At 34.4% G+C, this 22,903-nt stretch carries 22 protein-coding genes and 1 other RNA gene; 8 read left to right on the forward strand and 15 right to left on the reverse strand.

Features of this window, described 5'->3' with window-relative positions; translation table 11 throughout:
* Together gshA and rlmC are read right to left on the reverse strand one after the other, a co-directional pair.
* Nucleotides 1-1,563: a glutamate--cysteine ligase gene (gene gshA, locus Q0K76_RS03755; RefSeq protein WP_294611526.1), complete on the reverse strand. Its 1,563-nt coding sequence runs from the start codon at nucleotides 1,561-1,563 to the stop codon at nucleotides 1-3.
* 367 nt (nucleotides 1,564-1,930) lie between these two features.
* The gene (gene rlmC / locus Q0K76_RS03760) at nucleotides 1,931-3,085 is read right to left on the reverse strand and encodes a 23S rRNA (uracil(747)-C(5))-methyltransferase RlmC (RefSeq protein ID WP_294611529.1); all 1,155 of its coding nucleotides are present in this window, start codon (nucleotides 3,083-3,085) and stop codon (nucleotides 1,931-1,933) included.
* Between the two features lie 215 nt (nucleotides 3,086-3,300).
* Between rlmC and map the strand changes: the two genes are divergently transcribed.
* Nucleotides 3,301-4,089 (forward strand): type I methionyl aminopeptidase, encoded by a 789-nt coding sequence (gene map / locus Q0K76_RS03765; protein WP_294611531.1) that lies wholly within the window; start codon nucleotides 3,301-3,303, stop codon nucleotides 4,087-4,089.
* 61 nt (nucleotides 4,090-4,150) lie between these two features.
* Here the strand turns inward: map and Q0K76_RS03770 are convergent, their stop codons facing one another.
* Nucleotides 4,151-5,020 (reverse strand): co-chaperone YbbN, encoded by an 870-nt coding sequence (locus Q0K76_RS03770; RefSeq protein WP_294611534.1) that lies wholly within the window; start codon nucleotides 5,018-5,020, stop codon nucleotides 4,151-4,153.
* Between the two features lie 25 nt (nucleotides 5,021-5,045).
* A complete protein-coding gene (locus Q0K76_RS03775) occupies nucleotides 5,046-5,816 on the reverse strand; it encodes an SDR family oxidoreductase (protein ID WP_294611536.1) in 771 nt (256 codons plus the stop codon).
* A gap of 97 nt (nucleotides 5,817-5,913) precedes the next feature.
* Between Q0K76_RS03775 and mtnN the strand changes: the two genes are divergently transcribed.
* On the forward strand, nucleotides 5,914-6,621 hold the full coding sequence (gene mtnN, locus Q0K76_RS03780; RefSeq protein WP_294611539.1) for a 5'-methylthioadenosine/S-adenosylhomocysteine nucleosidase: 708 nt from the start codon (nucleotides 5,914-5,916) through the stop codon (nucleotides 6,619-6,621).
* A 93-nt stretch (nucleotides 6,622-6,714) separates the two neighbouring features.
* On the opposite strand, the gene rnd is transcribed toward mtnN, so the two are convergent.
* Entirely contained in the window at nucleotides 6,715-7,797 is a 1,083-nt protein-coding gene (gene rnd, locus Q0K76_RS03785) for a ribonuclease D (protein WP_294611542.1), read from the reverse strand.
* A 10-nt stretch (nucleotides 7,798-7,807) separates the two neighbouring features.
* The gene (locus Q0K76_RS03790) at nucleotides 7,808-8,962 is read right to left on the reverse strand and encodes a metallophosphoesterase (RefSeq protein WP_294611545.1); all 1,155 of its coding nucleotides are present in this window, start codon (nucleotides 8,960-8,962) and stop codon (nucleotides 7,808-7,810) included.
* Nucleotides 8,963-9,033: 71 nt separating this feature from the next.
* Between Q0K76_RS03790 and cmoA the strand changes: the two genes are divergently transcribed.
* From cmoA to Q0K76_RS03805, 3 genes are all read left to right on the forward strand, one after another.
* Entirely contained in the window at nucleotides 9,034-9,765 is a 732-nt protein-coding gene (gene cmoA / locus Q0K76_RS03795) for a carboxy-S-adenosyl-L-methionine synthase CmoA (RefSeq protein ID WP_294611547.1), read from the forward strand.
* A gap of 30 nt (nucleotides 9,766-9,795) precedes the next feature.
* On the forward strand, nucleotides 9,796-10,764 hold the full coding sequence (cmoB, locus tag Q0K76_RS03800) for a tRNA 5-methoxyuridine(34)/uridine 5-oxyacetic acid(34) synthase CmoB (RefSeq protein WP_294611550.1): 969 nt from the start codon (nucleotides 9,796-9,798) through the stop codon (nucleotides 10,762-10,764).
* Nucleotides 10,765-10,859: 95 nt separating this feature from the next.
* The gene (locus tag Q0K76_RS03805; RefSeq protein WP_294611553.1) at nucleotides 10,860-11,228 is read left to right on the forward strand and encodes an MmcQ/YjbR family DNA-binding protein; all 369 of its coding nucleotides are present in this window, start codon (nucleotides 10,860-10,862) and stop codon (nucleotides 11,226-11,228) included.
* A 162-nt stretch (nucleotides 11,229-11,390) separates the two neighbouring features.
* Here Q0K76_RS03805 and ffs read toward each other — a convergent pair.
* The 8 genes from ffs to thrS form a co-directional block, all read right to left on the reverse strand.
* Nucleotides 11,391-11,486, reverse strand: an RNA gene (gene ffs, locus Q0K76_RS03810) — signal recognition particle sRNA small type.
* A gap of 144 nt (nucleotides 11,487-11,630) precedes the next feature.
* The gene (locus tag Q0K76_RS03815; protein WP_294611555.1) at nucleotides 11,631-11,924 is read right to left on the reverse strand and encodes an integration host factor subunit alpha; all 294 of its coding nucleotides are present in this window, start codon (nucleotides 11,922-11,924) and stop codon (nucleotides 11,631-11,633) included.
* Nucleotides 11,925-11,929: 5 nt separating this feature from the next.
* A complete protein-coding gene (gene pheT, locus Q0K76_RS03820) occupies nucleotides 11,930-14,317 on the reverse strand; it encodes a phenylalanine--tRNA ligase subunit beta (RefSeq protein ID WP_294611557.1) in 2,388 nt (795 codons plus the stop codon).
* Nucleotides 14,318-14,333: 16 nt separating this feature from the next.
* Nucleotides 14,334-15,317, reverse strand: a complete 984-nt coding sequence (pheS, locus tag Q0K76_RS03825; protein WP_294611559.1) for a phenylalanine--tRNA ligase subunit alpha — start codon at nucleotides 15,315-15,317, stop codon at nucleotides 14,334-14,336.
* A 210-nt stretch (nucleotides 15,318-15,527) separates the two neighbouring features.
* Nucleotides 15,528-15,881: a 50S ribosomal protein L20 gene (rplT, locus tag Q0K76_RS03830; protein WP_024496189.1), complete on the reverse strand. Its 354-nt coding sequence runs from the start codon at nucleotides 15,879-15,881 to the stop codon at nucleotides 15,528-15,530.
* Between the two features lie 32 nt (nucleotides 15,882-15,913).
* Entirely contained in the window at nucleotides 15,914-16,111 is a 198-nt protein-coding gene (gene rpmI / locus Q0K76_RS03835; protein ID WP_065555852.1) for a 50S ribosomal protein L35, read from the reverse strand.
* A gap of 86 nt (nucleotides 16,112-16,197) precedes the next feature.
* Nucleotides 16,198-16,737, reverse strand: a complete 540-nt coding sequence (infC, locus tag Q0K76_RS03840) for a translation initiation factor IF-3 (protein ID WP_065618204.1) — start codon at nucleotides 16,735-16,737, stop codon at nucleotides 16,198-16,200.
* A gap of 27 nt (nucleotides 16,738-16,764) precedes the next feature.
* Nucleotides 16,765-18,690, reverse strand: a complete 1,926-nt coding sequence (gene thrS, locus Q0K76_RS03845) for a threonine--tRNA ligase (protein ID WP_294611627.1) — start codon at nucleotides 18,688-18,690, stop codon at nucleotides 16,765-16,767.
* Between the two features lie 268 nt (nucleotides 18,691-18,958).
* On the opposite strand from thrS, the gene Q0K76_RS03850 reads away from it, so the two are divergent.
* Nucleotides 18,959-19,708, forward strand: coding sequence for a hypothetical protein (locus tag Q0K76_RS03850; RefSeq protein WP_294611629.1), 750 nt, complete (start codon nucleotides 18,959-18,961; stop codon nucleotides 19,706-19,708).
* A gap of 83 nt (nucleotides 19,709-19,791) precedes the next feature.
* Here the strand turns inward: Q0K76_RS03850 and recO are convergent, their stop codons facing one another.
* Nucleotides 19,792-20,484 (reverse strand): DNA repair protein RecO, encoded by a 693-nt coding sequence (recO, locus tag Q0K76_RS03855; protein ID WP_294611631.1) that lies wholly within the window; start codon nucleotides 20,482-20,484, stop codon nucleotides 19,792-19,794.
* Nucleotides 20,485-20,633: 149 nt separating this feature from the next.
* On the opposite strand from recO, the gene Q0K76_RS03860 reads away from it, so the two are divergent.
* The gene (locus tag Q0K76_RS03860) at nucleotides 20,634-22,265 is read left to right on the forward strand and encodes a Na+/H+ antiporter (RefSeq protein ID WP_294611634.1); all 1,632 of its coding nucleotides are present in this window, start codon (nucleotides 20,634-20,636) and stop codon (nucleotides 22,263-22,265) included.
* On the forward strand, nucleotides 22,266-22,772 hold the full coding sequence (locus Q0K76_RS03865; protein WP_294611637.1) for an SCP2 domain-containing protein: 507 nt from the start codon (nucleotides 22,266-22,268) through the stop codon (nucleotides 22,770-22,772).
* Nucleotides 22,773-22,903: the final 131 nt, after the last annotated feature.

Consider the following 22,903-nt stretch of genomic DNA (forward strand, 5'->3'; position numbering starts at 1 on the left):
TTATATTTTATTTTTTTGTTTTAAATATTCATCAAATGATATAGTATCACTTTGCTCTTTCTTTTTTTGCTTTTCAACAGATAAGTTACATTGCTGTATAAATTCACTGTCGGTAAGTAATTCAAGTGGTTCAGACATTAGTTGCTTTTTATATTGATTAGCTAATACTAATCCAAATTTGGCAGTTCCTAAATCACTAATAGCTTGTAATGTTCTTGCTGATAGAGTCAATTCAGGTTGATCGAACATTATATTTAGTCGTTCACAAACTTTACGGTAGTTTTGTTTCTCATCTTGATGATCTAAAACATCAGCAACTCGCAGTAAATCTCTAAATAGATCATGCCCTACTTTTGCTAGCGGCTCGCGGTAACTATCACATCCTAAACCAATTTCAAGTCCAGGTTTGCGACCTTCCATAATAACACGATTCCAATTGCGTTTAGCACATTCAAGTTCATCACTACTCATTTCTGGTGCTGGTGCTAATGCACACCAAATTAAGAACAAATCAATAAAACGAATCTGTTCATCAGTAATTCCCACCGCTGAAAAAGGATTCACATCTAAGGCTCGCACTTCGATATACTCAATTCCACCACGTAACAGTGCATCAGATGGTGATTCATTAGCTCTAGGTACGCGTTTAGGTCGAATCGGAGCATAAAACTCATTTTCAATCTGTAATATATTATCATTTAACTGACGATATTGACCGTTTACTTTTATACCCAAACAACTAAACTCAGCTGATTTGGTATGCGTTGCTCGTTTTAATCCTTCAACATAAGTATCTAAATGATTAAAGGTAATACCTAATTGCTTTTGAGCATTATTGGTGTAGCCAATATCACTCAATCTTAATGAAGTTGCATAAGGTAAATAACAATTACCATTGGTTTGTTCAATAAAAGCTTTGGCCTTTTGAGGATCTTGAATAAATGAAGAACACATAGATGGAGAAGCGCCAAATAAATAAGGAATTACCCAGCCAAAACGATAATAATTGCGAATTAAGGTAAAATAGCCTTCGGAAATAACAGTTCTCCCCTCTTCGGTATTTTTAACTCCATCCCTTGCTTGCCAAAAAGCGATTGGTAGTGAGAAGTTATAGTGCACTCCAGAAATGGTTTGCATCATAGCGCCATAACGATTTTTAAGTCCTTCACGATAGATGGTTTTAAAACGCCCCTCATTTGAACTACCATATTGGGCTAAAATAATATCATCCTCATTAGCAACAAAACATGGCATGCTTAATGGCCACATCATTTCATCATTGATACTCGCACTAGCATAGCGATGTAAATCACGTAAAAATGTCAACATATAATCTATATTGGTATTAACTGGTGTAATAAATTCTAATAAAGATTCTGCAAAATCAGTAGTGATCCAAGGATGTGTAAGTGCAGCGCCTATTTTGGTAGGAAAAGGTGTTTTTGATAATGAACCATCAGGTAAAATACGTAAGGTTTCTCGCTCAATTCCACGTTGAATACCCTGCAAGATGGTATAATGTTTTTCTAACCAATTGAGTGCTTTTGAAACATCAGGAATCATAATTTTGTTTTCCCAAAATAGAATTAGAATTGTTTTATATTAACATAATTTATTATTAACCATAGGCAATTTTAATACGATCTTAAAGGTGAAAATTGATTTGATACCATCATTGTTGGGTAACAGAGCTCATCAATATCTTTTAGTTAATAACGATGGAATTTTTACAAGCCAGTAATCGATTAGTTGATCAGCAATATATTGAATTGTATAACAAGATAATTTTTTATACATGACAAAATACTCATATATAATTATGCAATTAGAAATATCACAAAGACTCATAACAATGAACCTAATAAACATAATGAGATGCAATACAGATCATAATGATTGATTCCCTGATAATTGAATCAATCATCTAATTTTATTTTTTAAAATGTTTCAGTGTTAATAGCACTAACACTTCCATATGCGCTGTATGGGGAAACATATCAAATAACTGAACATTAGTGAGTTGATAGTTTGGCAGTATTTTTAAATCATCAACTAATGAGTGTAAATTACAACTTGAATATATAATAAAAGTTGGCTGCACTTGTTCTAAATATTGCATCAAAGCGGTCCCCGCTCCACGTCTGGGCGGATTAAGTAGTACTAAATCAGGAATAGCTTGCTGGGCAATAGCATAATGCGTGGCATCTAAGGATTTAAATGATAATTGCTCAAAACCAAGTTTACCTGCCGACTTAGATGCACATGCAATTGCATCCGGGCTAATTTCAATACCTGTTAATTCAATACTACGATTAGGTAACTGATTGACACAATGTAAACCAAAACCACCTACGCCACAAAACAAATCCCAAATAGATTGAATAGGAAAATCCGTGACCCAGTCACTTGCTGTTTTATAGAGATTTTCAGCTACGCGAGTATTGGTTTGAAAAAAGCTTTTAGGTTTTATATAAAGAGGAATCTGATTTAACATGATCGGTAAAAATGGCGTAGTTGTTAGCACGATTTCTTCATCGCCTTCTAAAATAGCAGCATGATTAGGTTGAATATTAATCGACACAACTGCTAAATTATGGATTTTGTCTTGAAGTTGTTTAAACGAGTTTTTAATTTTTTCTACCAATTTATGGGATTTAATCACTAACCGCAGCATAAATTGCTGCGTTTCTTGATTTGTACTTTCGGTAACAATAATGTACTTTAATTCACCTTTGCGCTTATTAATATTGTAAGGTACCAAACCTTGGTTACGGATATAAGTTCGCACAATTTTAAGAATATTTTGCATGCTATTTGAGTAAAGTGGGCAATCGCATAAATCCACCGCTTCATCACCATTTTGTATACCTAATATTGGTTTTTCAACCGTGCCAAGGACAGCCATTTTAGCCTTATTGCGAAAAGCTGACTCAGCGCTAGCAAAAGGATTAACAATATTTTGCGGATTGAATTGAGTTAATTGCTGTAATAATTGCTGCTGTTTTTTTTCAAGTTGTGCCTGATAGGGATAATTGATCCAATTACACGATAAACATTTTTGTTGCTGATAATAGTGACATTGCATAGTAATAAAGCCTCTTTTTATAATCAAATATTATATACTTAAACTATTTCAATAAGCAGCAGTTTTAAATTTTATACTTAAACGTATAGTGTTCCTTAAACATTTTTACAAAACTAATTTAAGCTAGCCCAACCAATGGAGTCATATCTTGCTATGATTTGACGAAATTGCGGTATATGATAGGATAATGCGATAATAATTACAGGAACAATCTAATGTCTATTAAGTTAAAAACTACCACTGAAATTGAAAAAATGCGTATTGCGGGTAAACTCGCAGCTGAAGTACTAGAAATAGTTGAACCCTATGTTAAACCAGGGATTAGTACTGGTGAGCTAGATAAAATCTGTTATGACCATATTGTTAATGTTCAAAAAGCCATTCCGGCCAATATTGGCTACAGTGGCTATCAACATACTAGCTGTATTTCTATTAATGATGTGGTCTGCCACGGTATTCCTAACTTTGAAAAGAAGCTAAAAGATGGGGATATTTTAAATATCGATGTAACGGTAATTAAAGATGGTTATCATGGCGATACCTCAAAAATGTATATTGCAGGGAAACCAACGGTGACTGGAGCAAAATTATGTGAGGTTACGCAAGCAAGCCTGTATGAAGCAATCAAGATTATTAAACCAGGCATACGGTTAAAAGAAATTGGTAAAACCATCCAAAACTATGTTAGTAAATTTGGTTTTTCATCAGTGCGCGAATATTGTGGTCATGGTATTGGTGAAGTCTATCACGATGAACCACAAGTACTTCATTATGACGCTGATGATGGCGGAGTAATTTTAAAACCAGGCATGACATTTACTATTGAGCCGATGATCAATACCGGTGATTGGCGCACACGCACGATGAAAGATGGTTGGACAGTTAAAACTAAAGATCATGGCTTATCAGCACAATATGAACATACCCTTTTAGTGACTGATAATGGTGTTGAAGTATTGACGTTACGTAGTAATGAAGATTTTCCTCGAATCATTGAACATTAATAAAAATGATTCAACAGTAAAAATTTATTGTTGAATCATTCAATTCTAAAGCAGCACTAATTTAGTATAACAAAGTATACAATTTACGACGATAATTAGCGGCTAATGGATTACTGGTTCCCAATGCTGCTAACAAATCAAGCAAAGCTTTTTTCACTTGTCCATCACCAGCATTAAGATCTTTAGTTAAAGGTTGATATAGTAGTTCTAGTGCTTCTTCATGTCGCCCTACTTGCATAAGCTGTGACGATAATTGAATCATTAATTCAATATTATCGGGTTGTTTTGCTAACTCAGCTTGTAAAAGCTGTAATTCCGGTGAATTGGCTGCTTGCTCAAGCAATTCAATTTCGGCTTGTAAACCATGATAAGTTGAATCCTGATCTTGCAGAGGGATGGTTGCTAACACGTCTTTCGCTTCACTTAGTTGTTTTAATTCTATCTGGGTTTTCGCTAGCATTAACCCAATATCTGATCTAGCTTTACCTAGATGATCAGTTAAAGTCTTCCAACAATGCCTTAATAAAGGTAAAGCTTGTTCATAATTGGCCTCAGCAAGTAATTTTTGCGCTTCAATCAGTTTAAGTTCATCTTCATTAGGCAACACTTTAGTTAAAAACTCCTTAATCGTCTCTTCTGGTTGTGGTCCTTGAAAACCGTCAACCGGTTGACCATTTTGGAATAAATAAACAGTTGGAATCGCTCTTAATCCAAATTGCGCAGCTAGCATTTGTTGGTCATCACAATTAACACTGGCTAAAATAAATTGTCCATGGTACTCATTGGCTAATTTATTCAAAGTTTGCGTCATAGCCTCATGATTTGGACTTCTTGCCGACCAAAAATAAAATAGTACTGGTTGCTTAAAAGATCCCTCTATGATCTCACTAATATTTTGTTCATTAACATCAAAAATGAATTGGCTTTGCATATAATGTCCTGAAAAATTTAATTGGTTATTTATTTACTAAAATTTTATCCATTAATCTATCCGGAAGCAAACGTTTAGCTAGATTGGCAATTTTAGTTATTTTGGTTACCCTGTAACGTATTTTGGGTGATTTATGCTCTAATGCATGAATTAATACTGGTAACACTGCTTCTGGAGGTAAAGTAAAACGTTTAGCTATAGGGGGATTTTTGACAAGATTCTGTTTTTCTGTTTGATTAACATTATTAGAAAAATAGGTCTTTAATGGTCCCGGTTCGATTAAACTGACTTTAATATTGGTTTTTGCTAATTCTAATCTTAGCACATCTGACCAAGCTTCTAATGCATATTTGCTAGCTGAATAAGCACCGCGTCCAGGGGTAGCAATAATGCCTACAATTGAACTGGTTTGAATAATACGACCTTCATTTTGTTCCAACATAGCAGGAAGCAACAATTGGGTTAATTGATGAACACCAAAAAAATTGGTTGCAAACTGTGATTCTAATTGTTCACGGCTAATGGTTGTTAGTCGACCGTAGACCCCAAACCCTGCATTATTAAATAATGCATATAATTTACCCTGAGTTAAAGTTAAAACTTCTTGAGCTGCTTGATTAACCGACTCAGGATCATCGAGATCAAGTAATACCGTTTCAAAGCCTTGCTCTATCAATTTTTGTTGGTCTGCCCTTTTACGGCAAGAAGCTATGACTCGATAACCACGTTTTTTTAAGGCAATTGCTGAAATAAGCCCTATTCCGCTTGAACAGCCTGTAATGAATATTGTGCGCAAATGAATAGCTCCGTAAGATTCATATATTGTCAAGTTTAAGTATAGCAATTATGATAGCACATCTAGATTGAAGTTAGTTAAACAGCATGAGGATTCTATGAAAATCGCGATTATTGCAGCAATGGAAGAAGAAGTTGCTATATTAAAAAGTAAAATCACCAATTATCAGGTTGAACGTTATTTAGGTTGCGATTTTCATCTTGGGCAAATAGCCGGTTGCGATATTGTGTTACTACAATCCGGAATAGGTAAAGTAGCAGCTGCATCAGGAACGACCTTGTTATTAAATAACTATAAGGTCGATGCTGTTATTAATACTGGTTCTGCTGGCGGTTTATTCTCTACACTGAATATTGGTGATATTATTGTTTCAAAAGATGTTTTTTATCATGATGTTGACTTAACTGCCTTTGGTTATCAGCCTGGGCAAATGTCGGGCTGTCCGGTTACTTTTGCTGCCGATCAACATTATCAATCATTAGCCAAATTTTGCATTGAAAAACATGGTGTAAATGCAGTTGAGGGTGCTATTGGCAGTGGCGATGCGTTTATTAATGGTAAACAAACACTGGCTAATATTAAGCAAACCTTCCCTAATGCTATTGCTGTGGAAATGGAAGCCGCCGCAATTGGTCATGTCTGTTGGTTGTTTAAGGTACCATTTGTAGTAGTAAGAGCAATTTCAGATAATGGTGATAATGAATCTGCAGTTGACTTCCAGTCATTTTTAAAATTAGCCGCCAAGCAATCATCGTTAATAGTTGAATCCATGCTAAGTGAACTAGCCAAACAAGTTGCGGTTTAATTTTACGCTATTGAGTTATAGCTTTTATTAAAAAACTTAGCACTAAATATTTTGGTATCTTATTTAGTGCTTACAACCAATCAAGGTCAAGAATCATAGCACAAATTTCGCGAATAATGGTTTTCGCCAACCGCTTATAATTTCGGGTTCTTTTGCTTTATGTTCAGCTTGCCATTTTACATAGTTATTAATCAGTTTGCGTGAAAGTAACAGATCAGGATTAAGCCCTGTTTGCATCGCAATGGTTTGAGTGGCTTGCTTAAGTTGCTCACTTATTTGTTTATAATTTGGATATGTATTAACGCGTTTAATAGCTGGAACAGCTGGCAATGGTTCGGTTAACATAGCCAGAACTTTTTGACCATATAAGCGGATTTCTTTGCCCTTCATACCTAATTTTTCTAATTCAGCTAATGAAGTTGGAAAATAATTGGCAATTTTCCATAAGACTTCCTCATGTATTACAAAATTTAACGCAATATTCTGAGTTTTTGCTATGTCATAGCGCCAATGAGCCAACTTTTTTAAGGCTCCTAGATTTTTACCTTTTAATTGCCAATTATTTTTGATGGTTAAATAGGCATCCTCAGGATTAGTAATTATCGCTTTACGCCCTGTAAGTAATTGACATTCTTGGTAAGCTGCCTCTAACCAATTAGTGGTGATTAACAATGCTTTTAATTTTTCAATTAATGGCAATAGATATAACACATCATTGATTGCATATTCACATTGTTTTTCCGTTAAGGGGCGATTTAACCAATCGGTTCGGGTTTCACTCTTATCAAGATCCACATTTAAATATTTTTTAACCAAACTAGCATAACCACTACTCAAAGGATTATCTAAAAATGAAGCTAAAATTTGGCTATCAATAATTGGGGTCGGGATACAATTAAACTGGTGCTGAAAAACCTCAATATCTTCACTACATGAATGCAAATATTTTTCGATTTTAGGGTTAATTAATATAGCAATAAAATCCTGCCAATTAGTAATGGCTAAAGGATCAATTAAGGCTGCAACATGACCATCAAATACTTGAATTAATCCTAAGTGAGGATAAAAGGTGCGCGTACGCACAAACTCAGTATCTAAGGCAATAGCAGGACTGTTTGCTATTTGCAAACAAAAGGCAGCTAGTTGTTCATTGTTGATAATAAACTGATATGACAAAACGGATTCCTTATTGTGGTGAATTTGTTAATTTTTGTTGATTATTAAAAGTAATATCAATAACAACAATTTCGGAACGCGTCATTAAACGAATCGGTGGCCCCCATAGTCCATAACCACTACTGACAATACTAGTAAAATGCTGCTCTGGGTTTTGAAACATTCCATAAGAATTTTTATACATTGCCGCTACGACTAAATTAATGGGGAATACTTGTCCTCGATGGGTATGCCCGGAAATCATTAAATCAATACCTAAGTTAGCGGGTTCATCCAGATCTTTGGGTTGATGATCTAATAAAATTATAGGTGTAGTAGTATCGGCAAACATAATCAGATCTGCTAGTGAAGCCCGTTTTACATCATAACGCGAAGATGATAAATCATCACGACCAATTAAGGTGATGCCAACATCATCCAAATACACAATATCATCTTTTAAAACCTTCATATTAGCTTGTTGAAAGGCTTTAATAATATCTTGTTCACTATTATTAGCTTGAGTGGTGCCTAAATATTCATGATTACCAAAAACAATATAGGTACCGTATCTTGTTTTTAGTTGCTGGAATTGCTTATCAAAACCTAGCTCAGTGAATGGTTTTAAACGTCGATCCAATGTATCACCTGTGATCACAATAAAATCTGCATTTAATTGATTAACTTTATCAATCATCAGTTGAATAGATTTATGGGTGGTGAGTTCACTAATATGGATGTCTGTTAATTGCACCAAACGTAAATGGTCAACATTAGCTGGTTTGTCAATTTTAACTTGATATTCAACAATTTTTGGATTAATCGCCATTTCATTGCCGAAAATAAATAAGCCAACTACACATGCAATATATAGGATCTTATTGAGTAAATTGGCTGTAAAATGCCCTTTACTCAACCGCCTAATCGCATCAAAGATTAATGTGACAAAAATCGCACAGATAATTAAGCCAAAAATCACATTACTAATTAGTGGTAGCCAATAGGTTGAAATACCACTAAAAATTATTGACAAAATAAAGGATAATCCTGCCACAAACACAACTATCCAATAAGCTATTTGGTAATAGCCAGTTAATTCAAAATTGAACCAAAATTGCCAGCGTTTTCCTAAATAGATGGAGATTAAAAGACTAACAATAATGGCAATAATAGCAACAAAACTCATAATTATCCGCTAAATTAACTATAAAAATGGTATCATAGCAGAATTATTTTCTATTAGTACCAATAACTTTTATGGATATTAAAAAAGACCAACTATTTTCTACTCCTATCGATAAATTAGGCGATTGGACTTTTGATGATAAAGTAGCCGAAGTTTTTCCTGATATGGTTCAACGTTCAGTTCCTGGTTATTCTAATATTATTTCGATGATTGGTATGTTGGCTGAAAGATTTGTCCAACCTAATTCCATGATTTATGATTTAGGTTGCTCATTAGGTGCAGCAACATTATCAATTCGCCGTAATATCACTCAAGATAACTGTCAAATCATTGCGGTCGATAATTCCTTACCGATGGTTAACCGCTGTCAAAAACATATTGATGCTTACAAAGCAAAAACACCGGTTAAGGTAATCTGTGAAGATATCTGCAATATACCAATGCACAATGCCTCGATGGTGGTACTTAATTTCACGTTACAATTTTTAACTACCGAAAATCGCCAGCAAGTATTAAATAACGTTTATCAAGCCTTGAATCCAAACGGTATATTAGTGTTATCAGAAAAATTTAGTTTTAATGATACCACCATCAATGAATTACTCTTTAATATGCATCATGATTTCAAACGCGCCAATGGTTATAGTGAACTTGAAATTAGCCAAAAACGTAACATGTTAGAAAATGTTATGTTAACTGATACTATCGAAACCCATAAACAACGCTTAACCAATGCCGGATTTAAACATATGGATACTTGGTTTCAATGTTTCAATTTTGGTTCCATCATTGCCATTAAATAGTAAATTAATAACTACAATAAGGATTAACGCATGATTGATTTTGGTGATTTTTACCAGATTATCGCAAAAAATAAACTCATTAGTTGGCTTGAAGTCTTACCTGCCCAACTCGCAAATTGGCAAAAGCAAAATTTAGATAGCCGTTTTAATCAATGGTTAAATAGCATTAAACATTTACCAGCAATTACCCCCAATCAACTGGATTTATTGCATAGTGTTACCGCAACAACTGCACAACCATTGTCTAGTGGTGAACAACAACGCATCACCCAGTTATTAAAAAATATGCTGCCATGGCGTAAAGGCCCTTTTCATTTATATGGTGTACATATTGATACCGAATGGCGTTCTGATTGGAAATGGGAACGTTTAATTAATCATATTGAAAGTTTAGAAGGCAAAATGGTTTTAGATGTAGGTTGTAACAGCGGTTACCATCTTTGGCGAATGATAGGCGCTGGTGCTAAACTGGCTATAGGTATTGATCCGATGGCACTTTACTTATGCCAATTTGAAGCCATCCGTAAATTACTTGGTAATGATAAACGAGCTCATTTGTTACCGCTTGGCATTGAAGAATTACCTAAGCTTAACGCCTTTGATACTGTGTTTTCAATGGGTGTGTTATACCATCGTCGTTCGCCACTTGATCATCTGTTGCAATTGAAAGATCAATTGGTTAATGGTGGTCAATTAGTACTAGAAACATTAGTTATCGATGGTGAGGAACATCAAGCGTTAATGCCGGGCGAACGTTATGCACAAATGCGTAATGTCTATTTCATTCCATCAGTACCGACCATGATTAATTGGTTACATAAATGTGGATTTTCTGAAGTTAAAGTGGTTGATATTTCTCAAACTAGCTTAAATGAACAACGGCAAACCGAGTGGATGACATCAGAATCTCTAGCTGATTTCCTAGATCCAAACGATCTAACCAAAACAATTGAAGGTTACCCTGCACCTATACGTGCTGTTTTCACCGCCACAAAATAATAACATTTGGCTTTTTTTAAGGCCAAATACCAACTTGTAAATGACTAATATATAATATTTTTGTCTAATGGTAATCATACTCTAAAGGAATAAATATGTTAGCAAAATATCAATGGATAGAACATGCAGCGTTAAATCTAAAAGGTAGCAAAATAATCTTTAAACCAGAATGGCAGGCTTTTCAATTTTTAATTGCAGATAAAATGTTTGCCTATGCAGGCAAAAACAATCATAACCAAGATATCATTACCTTAAAAGGTGATCCAGCTAATAACCGGTTAATGATTGAAATGTATGAAAATATAACTGAAGGTTATTATGCTAATAAGATACATTGGATCTCTATCATCCTTGATACACCTAATCCTATAGATCAAACTATGGTTATTGACCTTTTAAAGCAGTCATATAATCTGGTATTTAATAAACTACCGAAAAAAACAAAGCAACAAATAGAATGTTAACATTATTAGCTAATTAATGGTTCTTTTGGTAGATGAATAATGGAAATTAAGTGTAATGTTATTTAATATTAAACTTATTTTATTAGCGTTAAATCTAAATTTAATATAATACCAAACACTGAGAAATTGATTTTTTGAATTGAGGAAAATTTCTGGAGGAGACCCTATCAGCCACATCCCACACACGTATTTTTTACTTTGGCTGCTTTCTTCCGAACCTGACCTGATGAGCAAAAAAACATTGCAAGAGGACCCACAGAGCCTCCATAAGAGAAGCATTATTATCCTCGAATCAGTAAATGAATACAATCATTTTTACAAAAATCTAACAAAAAAACCTCCGAATTGTTAAATAACAATTTAGAGGTTTTGTACTTTAAAAAGTAAAATATAAATGAAGAATTATAATGTTAAATTCTTCTCTATACGTTCTCTGAATTTTATACCTGGCCTAAATGTAACGACTCGCCGCGCGGAAATATCAACACTTTCACCTGTTTTTGGATTACGACCTGGTCTTGAAGTTTTGTCACGAATAGAAAAATTACCAAATCCAGATAATTTAACAGGTTCTCCTTTTTCTAACGCCACTCGAATCTCTTCAAAAAAAAGTTCTACAAGGACTTTAGATTCTTGACGATCAATACTAAATTTTTCGGCAAGACGATCTGCAATATCAGCTTTAGTTAATGTCATAGTGATTATTCTCTTAATAGGGCTTTAAAATGATGTTGTAAGGCTGAGACACATCTGCTTACAATATTTGTTATATCTTCTTCTTCAAGTGTACGCAATTTATCTTGCATAATCAGGCTGATAGCAAGACTCTTCTGATCTTCTTTGATATTATCACTATGATATACATCAAAGAGATTAACTTTTATAAGTTGCTGACCACCAGCATCTTTACATACTGAAATAATATCTGCTGCAGGAATAGAATTTTTAATAATAATTGCTATATCCCTCTTATTCGATGGATATTTAGATAGATCTTGAAAAACAGGAATTTTTTTATCATTAATTTTAGCTAAATTTATCTCAAAAACAAGCGCTTTACTATTTAATGATAATTTTTTTTCAATTTCTGGATGTAAGACACCTAAATAACCAATCAACTCATTATTAATATATAATGAAGCACTTTGTCCTGGGTGTAAAGATGGTAGTTCTGATTTTTTGAACTGAATCTCATCAGCACAACCTAAAAGTGAAAAAATAGATTCTAAATCACCTTTTAAATCAAAAAAATCAACTGGCTGTTTAGGCAAGCTCCAATGTTCTTCATAAAGACTCCCGGTTACTACACCCGAAAGCACTAACTCTTGCCGTACACTAAATTCTGAATTTTCATCTGGTATAAAACGCAAACCTGTTTCAAATAATCGAATGCGAGATTGTTGGCGATTTTGATTATATATAACCGCACCTAACAATCCAGACCATAATGATAAACGCATTGTAGACATTTCACTTGAAATTGGATTCGGTAAAATTATTTGTTGCTGCTCAGGATGTAACATTTGTTGAATTTTAGGATCAACAAAGCTATAAGTAACAGCCTCTTGATAACCTAAGTCAGCTAATAACTCTTTTATTCTTATAAGTGAAATCTGTCCTTCAGGTACTGCTTTCATTACTGTTTCTATTTTCAAATTAGCATTTGGGATATTGTTATATCCATAAATGCGAGCAACTTCTTCCACTAAATCTTCTTCTATTTGTAGATCAAATCGCCAACTAGGTGTTTTTACCTGCCAAATATTGTCCTTATATTTAACTTGACAACCGAGTCTTGTCAAAATATCGGTTATTTTTTGCGATTCAATCTCACAACCGATAATTCGATCTATTTTATTACGACGTAATGAAATTACTGATTGAATAGGTAATTCATTTAGATTAGTTTTATCAATAATAGGACCAACATCGCCACCACAAATATCAACTAATAATTTTGTTGCTCGCTGTATTGCCACCATTTGTAAATCGGAATCTACCCCACGTTCATAACGATGAGATGCTTCAGTGTGTAAACCATATTCACGAGCTTTACCGGTAATTGCTAACGGTGCAAAAAATGCAGCCTCAAGAAGAACATCTTTAGTTGTTGACGTTACACTTGAATGTTCACCACCCATAATGCCAGCTAATGCTAATATTTTTTGGTGGTCAGCTATAACTAAAGTGTTGTCATTAACTGTAACTTCATTACCATTGAGTAAAACTAATTTTTCATTAGTGTTGGCATAACGGACTACAATGCCTTTTTCGATTTTAGCTAAATCAAATGCATGCATAGGATGGCCAAGTTCTAATAAAACATAATTAGTCACATCTACTACTGCATCAATAGAACGAATTCCACCACGACGGAGTTTTTCTTTCATCCATAGTGGTGTTGTTGCATTAACATTAATATTTTTAATAATTCGACCTAAATAACGAGGTGCCGCACTTGGTTCATCAACTTGAATTGATATGGTATCAGTTATAGTTGTGGCAACGTCATCCATATGCATTTCACGCATAGGTATATTGTTTACTGCTGAAATATCTCTAGCTACGCCAACAATACCAAAACAGTCAGCACGGTTAGGCGTTACACTAATATCAATCATAACATCATCAAGTTTTAGATATTCACGAATATCTTGCCCTAAAGGTGCATCATGAGGTAACTCAATAATACCATTGTGATCATCACTTATACCTAATTCGGAATAGGAACAAAGCATGCCTTCAGAAGGTTCTCCACGAAGTTTTGCAGCTTTAATTTTAAAATCCCCTGGCAATACTGCACCAATAGTGGCACAAGCCACCATTAATCCTTGACGACAATTAGGTGCACCACAAACTACATTAAGTAATTCAGATTTACCTATATCTACTTTGGTGACACGCAATTTATCTGCATTAGGATGCTGCATACATTCAACAACTTTACCTACAACTACACCGGTAAAATCGCCGGCAACTTTTTCAACGTCATCAACTTCTAAACCGGCCATAGTTAATTGGTCAGTTAATGTTTCGCTACTAATTTCTGGATTGATCCATTCACGTAGCCAGCTTTCACTAAATTTCATGTTTTGATCTCCAGAACTAATTAAATTGTTTCAAAAAACGTAAATCATTTTCAAAGAATGAACGCAAATCGGTGACACTGTAACGCAACATAGTTAACCTTTCAATTCCCATACCAAAGGCAAAACCACTATACACTTCTGGATCAATACCTACATTACGTAATACATTAGGGTGAACCATTCCACATCCTAAAACTTCTAACCATTTACCATTTTTAGCTTTAATATCAACTTCGGCAGAAGGCTCAGTAAATGGAAAGTACCCAGGTCTAAATCGAATTTCCATATCGTCTTCAAAAAAGCAATGAAGAAAATCATGTAATAACCCTTTTAAATGGCTAAAGCTAATGTCTTTATCTACCAACAAACCTTCCATTTGATGGAACATAGGTGTATGTGTTTGGTCGTAGTCATTACGATAAGTACGACCCGGAGCAATTATGCGGATTGGTGGTTTTTGATTTTCCATGGTTCGAATTTGTACCGTAGAAGTTTGCGTACGTAATAAACGTTTAGCATCAAACCAAAATGTATCATGATCCGCTCTAGCTGGATGATAAGCTGGAATATTTAGCGCATCAAAATTATGATAATCGTCTTCAATTTCAGGGCCCGTTTCAACCACAAAACCAAGTTTACCAAAAAAATCAATTAGGCGATTTATCGTTTTGGTGACCGGATGTAATCCACCTATTTCAAGAGTTTTACCTGGTAAAGTAACATCAATCGTCTCATTGGCTAATTTAGTATTGAGAGCCTGACGTTCTAAATAATTGCGTTTTTGATTCAATATTGCAACAATTTCTTGTTTTGCATCATTGATTTTTTGACCTACAGCTGGTCGTTCACTAGCAGGAACATCACGTAAAGAAGCCATTTGCATTGTAAAATGCCCTTTTTTACCAAAATATTCCACTCGGATCTGTTCGATCGTATTAATGTCATTAGCACTTTCAATAGCGGATTTGGCATTATTTACTAGTTCAACTAATTGAGACATACAGTTCTCCTGCTTATTGTTCAATATATAAAAAAAGCCTCAGTCGAGGCTTTTATAATCATTTTTCGTTTTTCATTTGCCTCAAAATGAATATTTTTAAAGAAGCTAAAAAAGAAACGAAAAATAACTAACTTCATAATCAATAATTCTTTAAATTAATATCATCATCTAATAAATAAAAGCCGAGATAACTCGGCTCTTATCAAGACATTATAGTGCTGCTTTTGCTTTTTCAACTAATGCTGCAAATGCATTTTTATCAAATACAGCAATATCAGCAAGGATCTTACGATCGATCTCAATTGATGCTTTTTTCAAACCATTGATGAAACGGCTATAAGAAAGACCACATTGACGAGCAGCTGCATTAATACGCACAATCCACAATTGACGGAATTGACGTTTACGCTGACGACGATCACGATAAGCATATTGTCCTGCTTTAATTACTGCTTGGAAAGCAACACGATATACACGTGAACGTGCACCATAATAACCTTTCGCTTGTTTTAAAATTTTCTTGTGACGTGCACGAGCAATAACACCACGTTTAACACGAGCCATAAATTATATCCTCTAAATAATTAACCAATAATTTAAACGTATGGAACACACGCTGTAACTAAACCTAAATCACCTTTTGACACTGTAGTCAAACCACGTAAATGACGTTTACGTTTAGTTGATTTTTTAGTTAGGATATGACTCTTGTTAGCTTGTTTATGCTTAAAGCCACCTGATGCTGTTTTTTTAAAGCGCTTTGCTGCGCCTCTTACCGTCTTAATTTTAGGCATTTTATTAATTCCCACTTCGCATTGTTGATAATAATAAAATAATGGTGTAATTTTCAATAAAAATCAAAAATTAACTTGCAGAACCATTATTTTTTCTTCGGCGCTAACACCATAATCATTTGACGACCCTCGATCTTAGTTGGATAAGATTCAATGATAGCCAAATCAGCCAAGTCTTCCTTAATGCGATCAAGCATTTCAGTACCTAACTGTTGGTGAGCCATTTCACGTCCACGAAAACGCAACGTAACTTTAGCTTTATCGCCATCTTCTAGAAAGCGAATCAGGCTGCGGAGTTTTACCTGATAATCACCTTCATCTGTACCAGGTCGGAATTTTATTTCCTTAACCTGAACAACCTTTTGCTTCTTTTTTTGTTCTTTTGTTGCTTTACTCTTTTCATAGAGGAATTTGCCATAATCCATAATTCGACAAACAGGTGGTTCTGCATTAGGGCTTATTTCAACTAAATCTAAAGTCGCTTCTTCTGCTTGTTTTATTGCTTCATCTAAGCTAACAATACCAAGTTGTTCACCATCGACACCTGTTAATCTTACCTCACGTGCAGTAATTTCATCATTAATTTTATGTGCACGAGTTGACTGAATACGTTTACTGACTTTAATATCTCATTCCTCCAAATTAATTTATTTCTAATTCATTTGTTCTAATGAACGGTTATGAATTTCATTAAGCAACAATTCTATAACATGTTTCACTTCAAAGCTACCAAGATCTTTACCTTGACGAGTTCGAACTGAAATTGTACCAGATTCCATTTCTTTGTCACCACAAACAAACATGTATGGAACCCGTTTTAAAGTATGCTCGCGAATTTTAAACCCTATTTTCTCATTTCTCAAGTCTGCTTTTGCTCGAATGCCAACTTTTTGTAATTGTTCGGTCAATTGTTTTGCATATTCAGCTTGGTTATCTGTAATGTTCATAACCACAACTTGCAATGGTGCAAGCCATGTTGGGAAAAATCCCGCACAGTTTTCGGTTAAAATTCCTATAAAACGTTCCATTGAACCTAAAATTGCTCTATGAATCATTACCGGAACATGACGTTCATTATTCTCACCTACATAAGTTGCATCCAATCGGCCTGGCAACATAAAGTCAAGTTGCACTGTACCACATTGCCATGCTCGACCTAAACAATCATATAATGTGAATTCAATTTTTGGACCGTAAAATGCCCCTTCTCCAGGTAAATATTCAAATTTAATGCCATTTTCAGTCAAACATTCAGCTAAATCTTTTTCGGCCAAATCCCAGGTTTCATCATTACCAATACGTTTTTCTGGGCGAGTTGATAATTTAACCGTAATATCAGTAAAGCCAAAAGTACTATAAATGTCGTACACCATTTTTATACAACCATTGACTTCACTACGGATTTGCTCCTCAGTACAAAAGATATGCGCATCATCTTGGGTAAAACCACGAACACGCATTAATCCGTGTAAAGAACCAGATGGTTCATTTCGATGACAGCTACCAAACTCTGCCATACGTAAAGGTAAATCACGATACGATTTCAAACCTTGATTAAAAATCTGGACATGCCCTGGACAATTCATTGGTTTAATACAATACTCACGATTTTCCGATGAGGTAACAAACATTAAGTCTTTATAATTGCCCCAATGACCTGTTTTTTCCCATAAAACACGATCCATCATAAATGGGCCTTTAACTTCCTGATAATCATATTCTTTTAATTTGGTACGAACAAAGACTTCAAGTTCACGGAAAATAGTCCAGCCATCATTATGCCAAAATACCATGCCGGGTGCTTCTTCTTGCATATGGTATAAATCAAGTTGTTTACCAATTTTACGATGGTCACGTTTAGCTGCTTCTTCTAAAAGTTGCAAATAGCTATCGAGTTGCTTTTTATCAGCCCAAGCTGTGCCATAAATACGTTGTAACATTTTATTGTCACTATTACCACGCCAGTATGCACCTGCAACTTTTTGTAATTTGAAATGATGACAAAAACGCATATTAGGAACATGCGGTCCACGACACATATCTATATATTCTTCGTGGTGATAAAGTGCAGGTTTTGAATCTTTAGGAATATTTTCATCTAAGATAGCAATTTTATAAGGTTCTTTTCGATCCCAAAATACTTCTCTTGCGCGTTCCCAACTTACTACTTCTTTTTTTACTTCATAATCTTTTTTAGCCAGCTCATGCATTCGCTTTTCTAATGCATCAATATCTTCCTGTGTTAAAGAGTGATCTAAATCAACATCATAATAAAAACCATTTTCAATGGTTGGTCCTATGGCCATTTGCGTATTTGGCCATAATTGTTTAATTGCATGACCTAATAAATGAGCACAAGAGTGACGAATAATTTCCAGTCCATCATCATCTTTAGCGGTGATTATAGCTACTGTGGCATCTTTATCGATTACATCACACGCATCTTTACGTTCACCATTCACACGCCCTGCAATACAAGCTTTAGCTAGACCAGCTCCAATACTTTGAGCAACTTCTAAAACAGTAACTGGTTTGTCGAATTGACGTTGAGATCCGTCAGGAAGAGTAATAATTGGCATAATTAAATTAATCCTTATAACAGTGGTGCGCCCTACGAAAGCGCACATGCATACAATAATAAAATAGACGGCGTATCTTACCACCTATCATAAGGATTTAAAATAGAATATCTTAGATTAACGCAAGATTTTATAACAAATATTAAATATGAATTATTTAATAACAATAAATTATAAATGCGAGTAACAAATGCATAGTTAACTAAAAAAATATTATATATAATTGCGATACATCTGGTTAACTAGATATAAAGGAATGAAAATCATTATGAAGAAATTATACACCAAATATTTTATCACTATTTTATCTTTGCTGACTTTAATTATAACAGGTTGTCAATCAGGTCGCCATAGTGACACTGTAACATCTGATGTTAGTCGGGATATCACTACTAGTAGATCCTTGGGTACTCAATGGGGCGATGGCATTGAATCACATGTTCAACAAGTAAGTATGCAACGCACCAGTTTTAGTCCTATCGATGTTATTACTATTAATTATTCAGGGCATCAATATAACGGAAAAACGATTTCGGAAGTTATGCTAAATAATGGCAGGGTTGGTATGGCTTTTCTTGATGATCGCGACAATAAATGGCCATTAACTAAGCAAAATAACAATGTTAGGCTGCAAGGTAAGTCCGGACAAAGTTACCAATTATTCTACCGTAATTACTCCGGTAATACCTATGAAATCATAGCAACTGTTGATGGATTAGACGTTATTAATGGTAAAGCTGGTTCATTCTCAAATGGTGGCTATATTTTAAGACCATTTGATACTCTTGTAATTAAAGGCTTCCGTAAAAGTAATAATGAAGTAGCCGCTTTTACTTTCTCTGACAGTTCTAATGCCTATGCTAATCATACTACTGAAGGTTCGTCAAGAAATATTGGTGTTATTGGCACGGCAATATTCCAGTTAGAAGATAACAATAAAAACTATCAAAAAGTAAGTCCAAATGCCTTCCCTGCAAATAAAGCTAATGGTACTTATGCCCAATCACCCGTTTATTGAGTTAGAAGCAATTACCTTTCCGTCAACTTAGTTGGCGGAATTGTCAAAAAAAATCCTCACACATAATTAAGCAACAATACCCGTTATATTTTCAAAAATAACTCTCTACTTTTAAATTGCTTGGCACCTACATAAGGTTTTAAAGCCATCCTAGTAAAGCGTTTTGCTGCTTTAAGAACATCTTGATTATCAAATTGACGATAGCCTAACGCTAAAACTTGCTCACCGGTAAAACTGGTACTATTTTGCAATAAGCTACTTATAAATCCTTTTTCTGATTGAAATTGATAATTCATAGCGGCAACGATATCATCACCAGTGACACTACAATGAAAAAAATCAACGTGATAGCCTAAATTTTCTAATAAAGCGAGTTCGAAAGATCGCAACACATTTTCAGCAGAGTCTTGTTTTGCCAACTGTTGTAAACTATGTAGATAATGTTCAAACAGTGTAGTGGTATCACTATCAGCAACTAATACTCGATGCAATAACTCATTTAGATAAAAAGCACTATATAACGAGTTTGAAACAAGAGGTAAAGCTAATGCCATAGCTTCCACTTGGCGTAAAATTTTTATTTCTCCATGACCAAAATACTGCACAATTAGTGGGGTAAAAGGTTGTAACACTCCTTTCAATGGGGATTTTTTCCGTCTAGCGCCTTTAGCTAATACGGTTATCTTTCCAGCATTTTCAACAAACAGATCCACTAATAAACTGCTTTCAGTATAAGTTCTGGTGTGTAATATAAAAGCTCTTTGCCAACTATTCATTTAAAAATACCATCTCAGTTTATAACATTGCTTTTTAGAGTAATAAAGCATCTGGCTAAAAAATGAGTCATTTTAAAAATTTTTACCTGAAATTTAGTTAAAATTCCGATATAATCAGTAACTAATTTTAAATAACCCAAAGAATAACGATGGAACTTTTTTCAACAATATTACTCATAGTATTAATTGTATCACTTTCAGGTGTATTTATTAAAATGCTACCTATGCAAATTCCTTTACCACTAATGCAAATATTACTTGGATGTATATTAGCTGCTTTCGGAATTTATGTTAAATTTGATCCGACTTTATTCCTAGTGTTATTTATACCACCATTATTATTTGCCGATGGCCGCAAAACGTCAGTTAAAGATTTTGTATACAATGTTAGAGAGATTGTTGGGCTTGCATTGGTTTTAGTCGTTATTACTGTTGTTGCTTTAGGCTACCTACTTTATTGGATGTTACCAGAAGAAATTGAATTAGCACCTGCTCTTGCATTAGCCGCAGTATTATCACCAACCGATGCGGTTGCATTAAGTGGGATTGTCGGGAAAGGTCGTATTGATAAAGAAAAAATGGAAATTATCGAAGGTGAAGCGCTAATGAATGATGCTTCAGGCTTAGTTTCATTAAAATTTGCTATCCTAATTGCAATAGGATCAATACAGTTCGATTTATTACAAATTAGTCTAAGTTTTATCATTGTAGCTATTGGTGGATTAGCTATTGGTGTATTATTTACTTGGCTATATGCACGAATCCTACGCAAAATAAATCAATTAACCCATAACGATTCGGCTATTCAAATTGTATTACTATTCCTATTACCATTTGCGGCATATATTATTGCAGAAGAATGCCATTGTTCAGGTATTTTAGCTGCCGTAAGCGCAGGTATGACAGTGAATCAATCAGGAATGATGAGAAACGCCCCGCTGACAGCGCGTTTACAATCTGACAGTACCTGGTCAATGCTAACTTTTGTTTTTAACGGTTTTGTTTTTGTTCTATTAGGTATTCAATTACCAAGTATTTTGACTAGTACCTTTGCTGAAAACCAAAGAGATTCATCAATTGAAGTATGGCAACTTTGTTTAATCGTTTTATTTGTATTCATTGTGTTAATGGGAACTAGGTTTGCTTGGTTATGGGCAATGAAACATATGCCTACCATGCCATTTGGTACCCGACGCCCTCTTGCTTTTAAATCATATACCACAAGAGATTTATTAATATCAACATTTGCTGGCGTTCGAGGTGCAATTACGCTTGCTGGTGTGCTATCTATCCCAATGACAATTGGGGGACGTTATCAACTTGTATTTATTGCAACTGGAATAATATTGATTTCATTAATTACAGCAGTAATAATATTACCGATATTACTACGTGGAAGGGTTATTTTAGATAATTCTCAACAAGATAATGAAATCTTAACGGTTAAAGGCTATATGGCTGAAGAAGCCATTGTAAGTCTTGAAAAAATGCAAAATAATTTATTACAAGAAACAACTGAAGATGGTTTAGATCAAGAAATTATTCATGAGGTTGGGTCCCGTGTTATTGGCTCTTTGCGACGCCGTACAGGTCTTAAAGATTTAGAAAAAAAAGCATTAGAAGCTGAAAATCTAGAAAGACGTATGCGTCTAGTCGCAATAGGTGCTGAACGTACAGCTTTATTACAAATGAAAATTCGTAGCGAAGTAAGTGAAGAGACTTTTGAACATTTAAATACAGATTTAGATATTTATGAGAAAATGATTTCTGGAGATGCCTAAATGATTGAAAAAGAGCATCAATTTCTTAAGTTTCTCCACTCACAATTTGTCAATAAAACCCCACAAATGCTGGGGTTAACATTACGTTATATACCCTTCGAGATCAAAAAAAGAGCTATTGAGCAACTATTGCAATTACAATTTAAAAATTCGCTTGAAGATGGTGATCTTGATTTTCTTGAGAATCGCTGGCTTAAAATTCAAGTTGTTGATCTGCAATTAATTTGGTTTGTTAGTCTGATTGATAACAAACTTGTGGTAAGTCGAGAAGAAATTGCTGATGTGAGTTTTATTGGAAATGCCAATGATCTCATTATGATAGCAACCAGACGTCAGGATCCTGATACCCTATTCTTTCAACGTCGTTTAATCGTTGAAGGCGATACTGAATTGGGTCTTTATGTTAAAAATCTTATGGACTCAATAGAATTAGAAGCAATGCCTAAGTATTTAAGACTAACTCTTGAAAAGCTAGCAAATATTATTCAAACTTCACCCTCCTGTTGAAAATAAAGACCTAGATAGATAACAACCTTAAAATTGGTAATTATTTTTTATAAGTTATAATAAATTTTATTTTAAGTAATGCGAATTTTTAGAAGCTAAAATATTTGCAAGTTTACAAATAAATAATATTT

The organism is uncultured Gilliamella sp. (assembly GCA_945271295.1).
In the GTDB taxonomy this organism is placed as follows: Bacteria; Pseudomonadota; Gammaproteobacteria; order Enterobacterales; family Orbaceae; genus Gilliamella.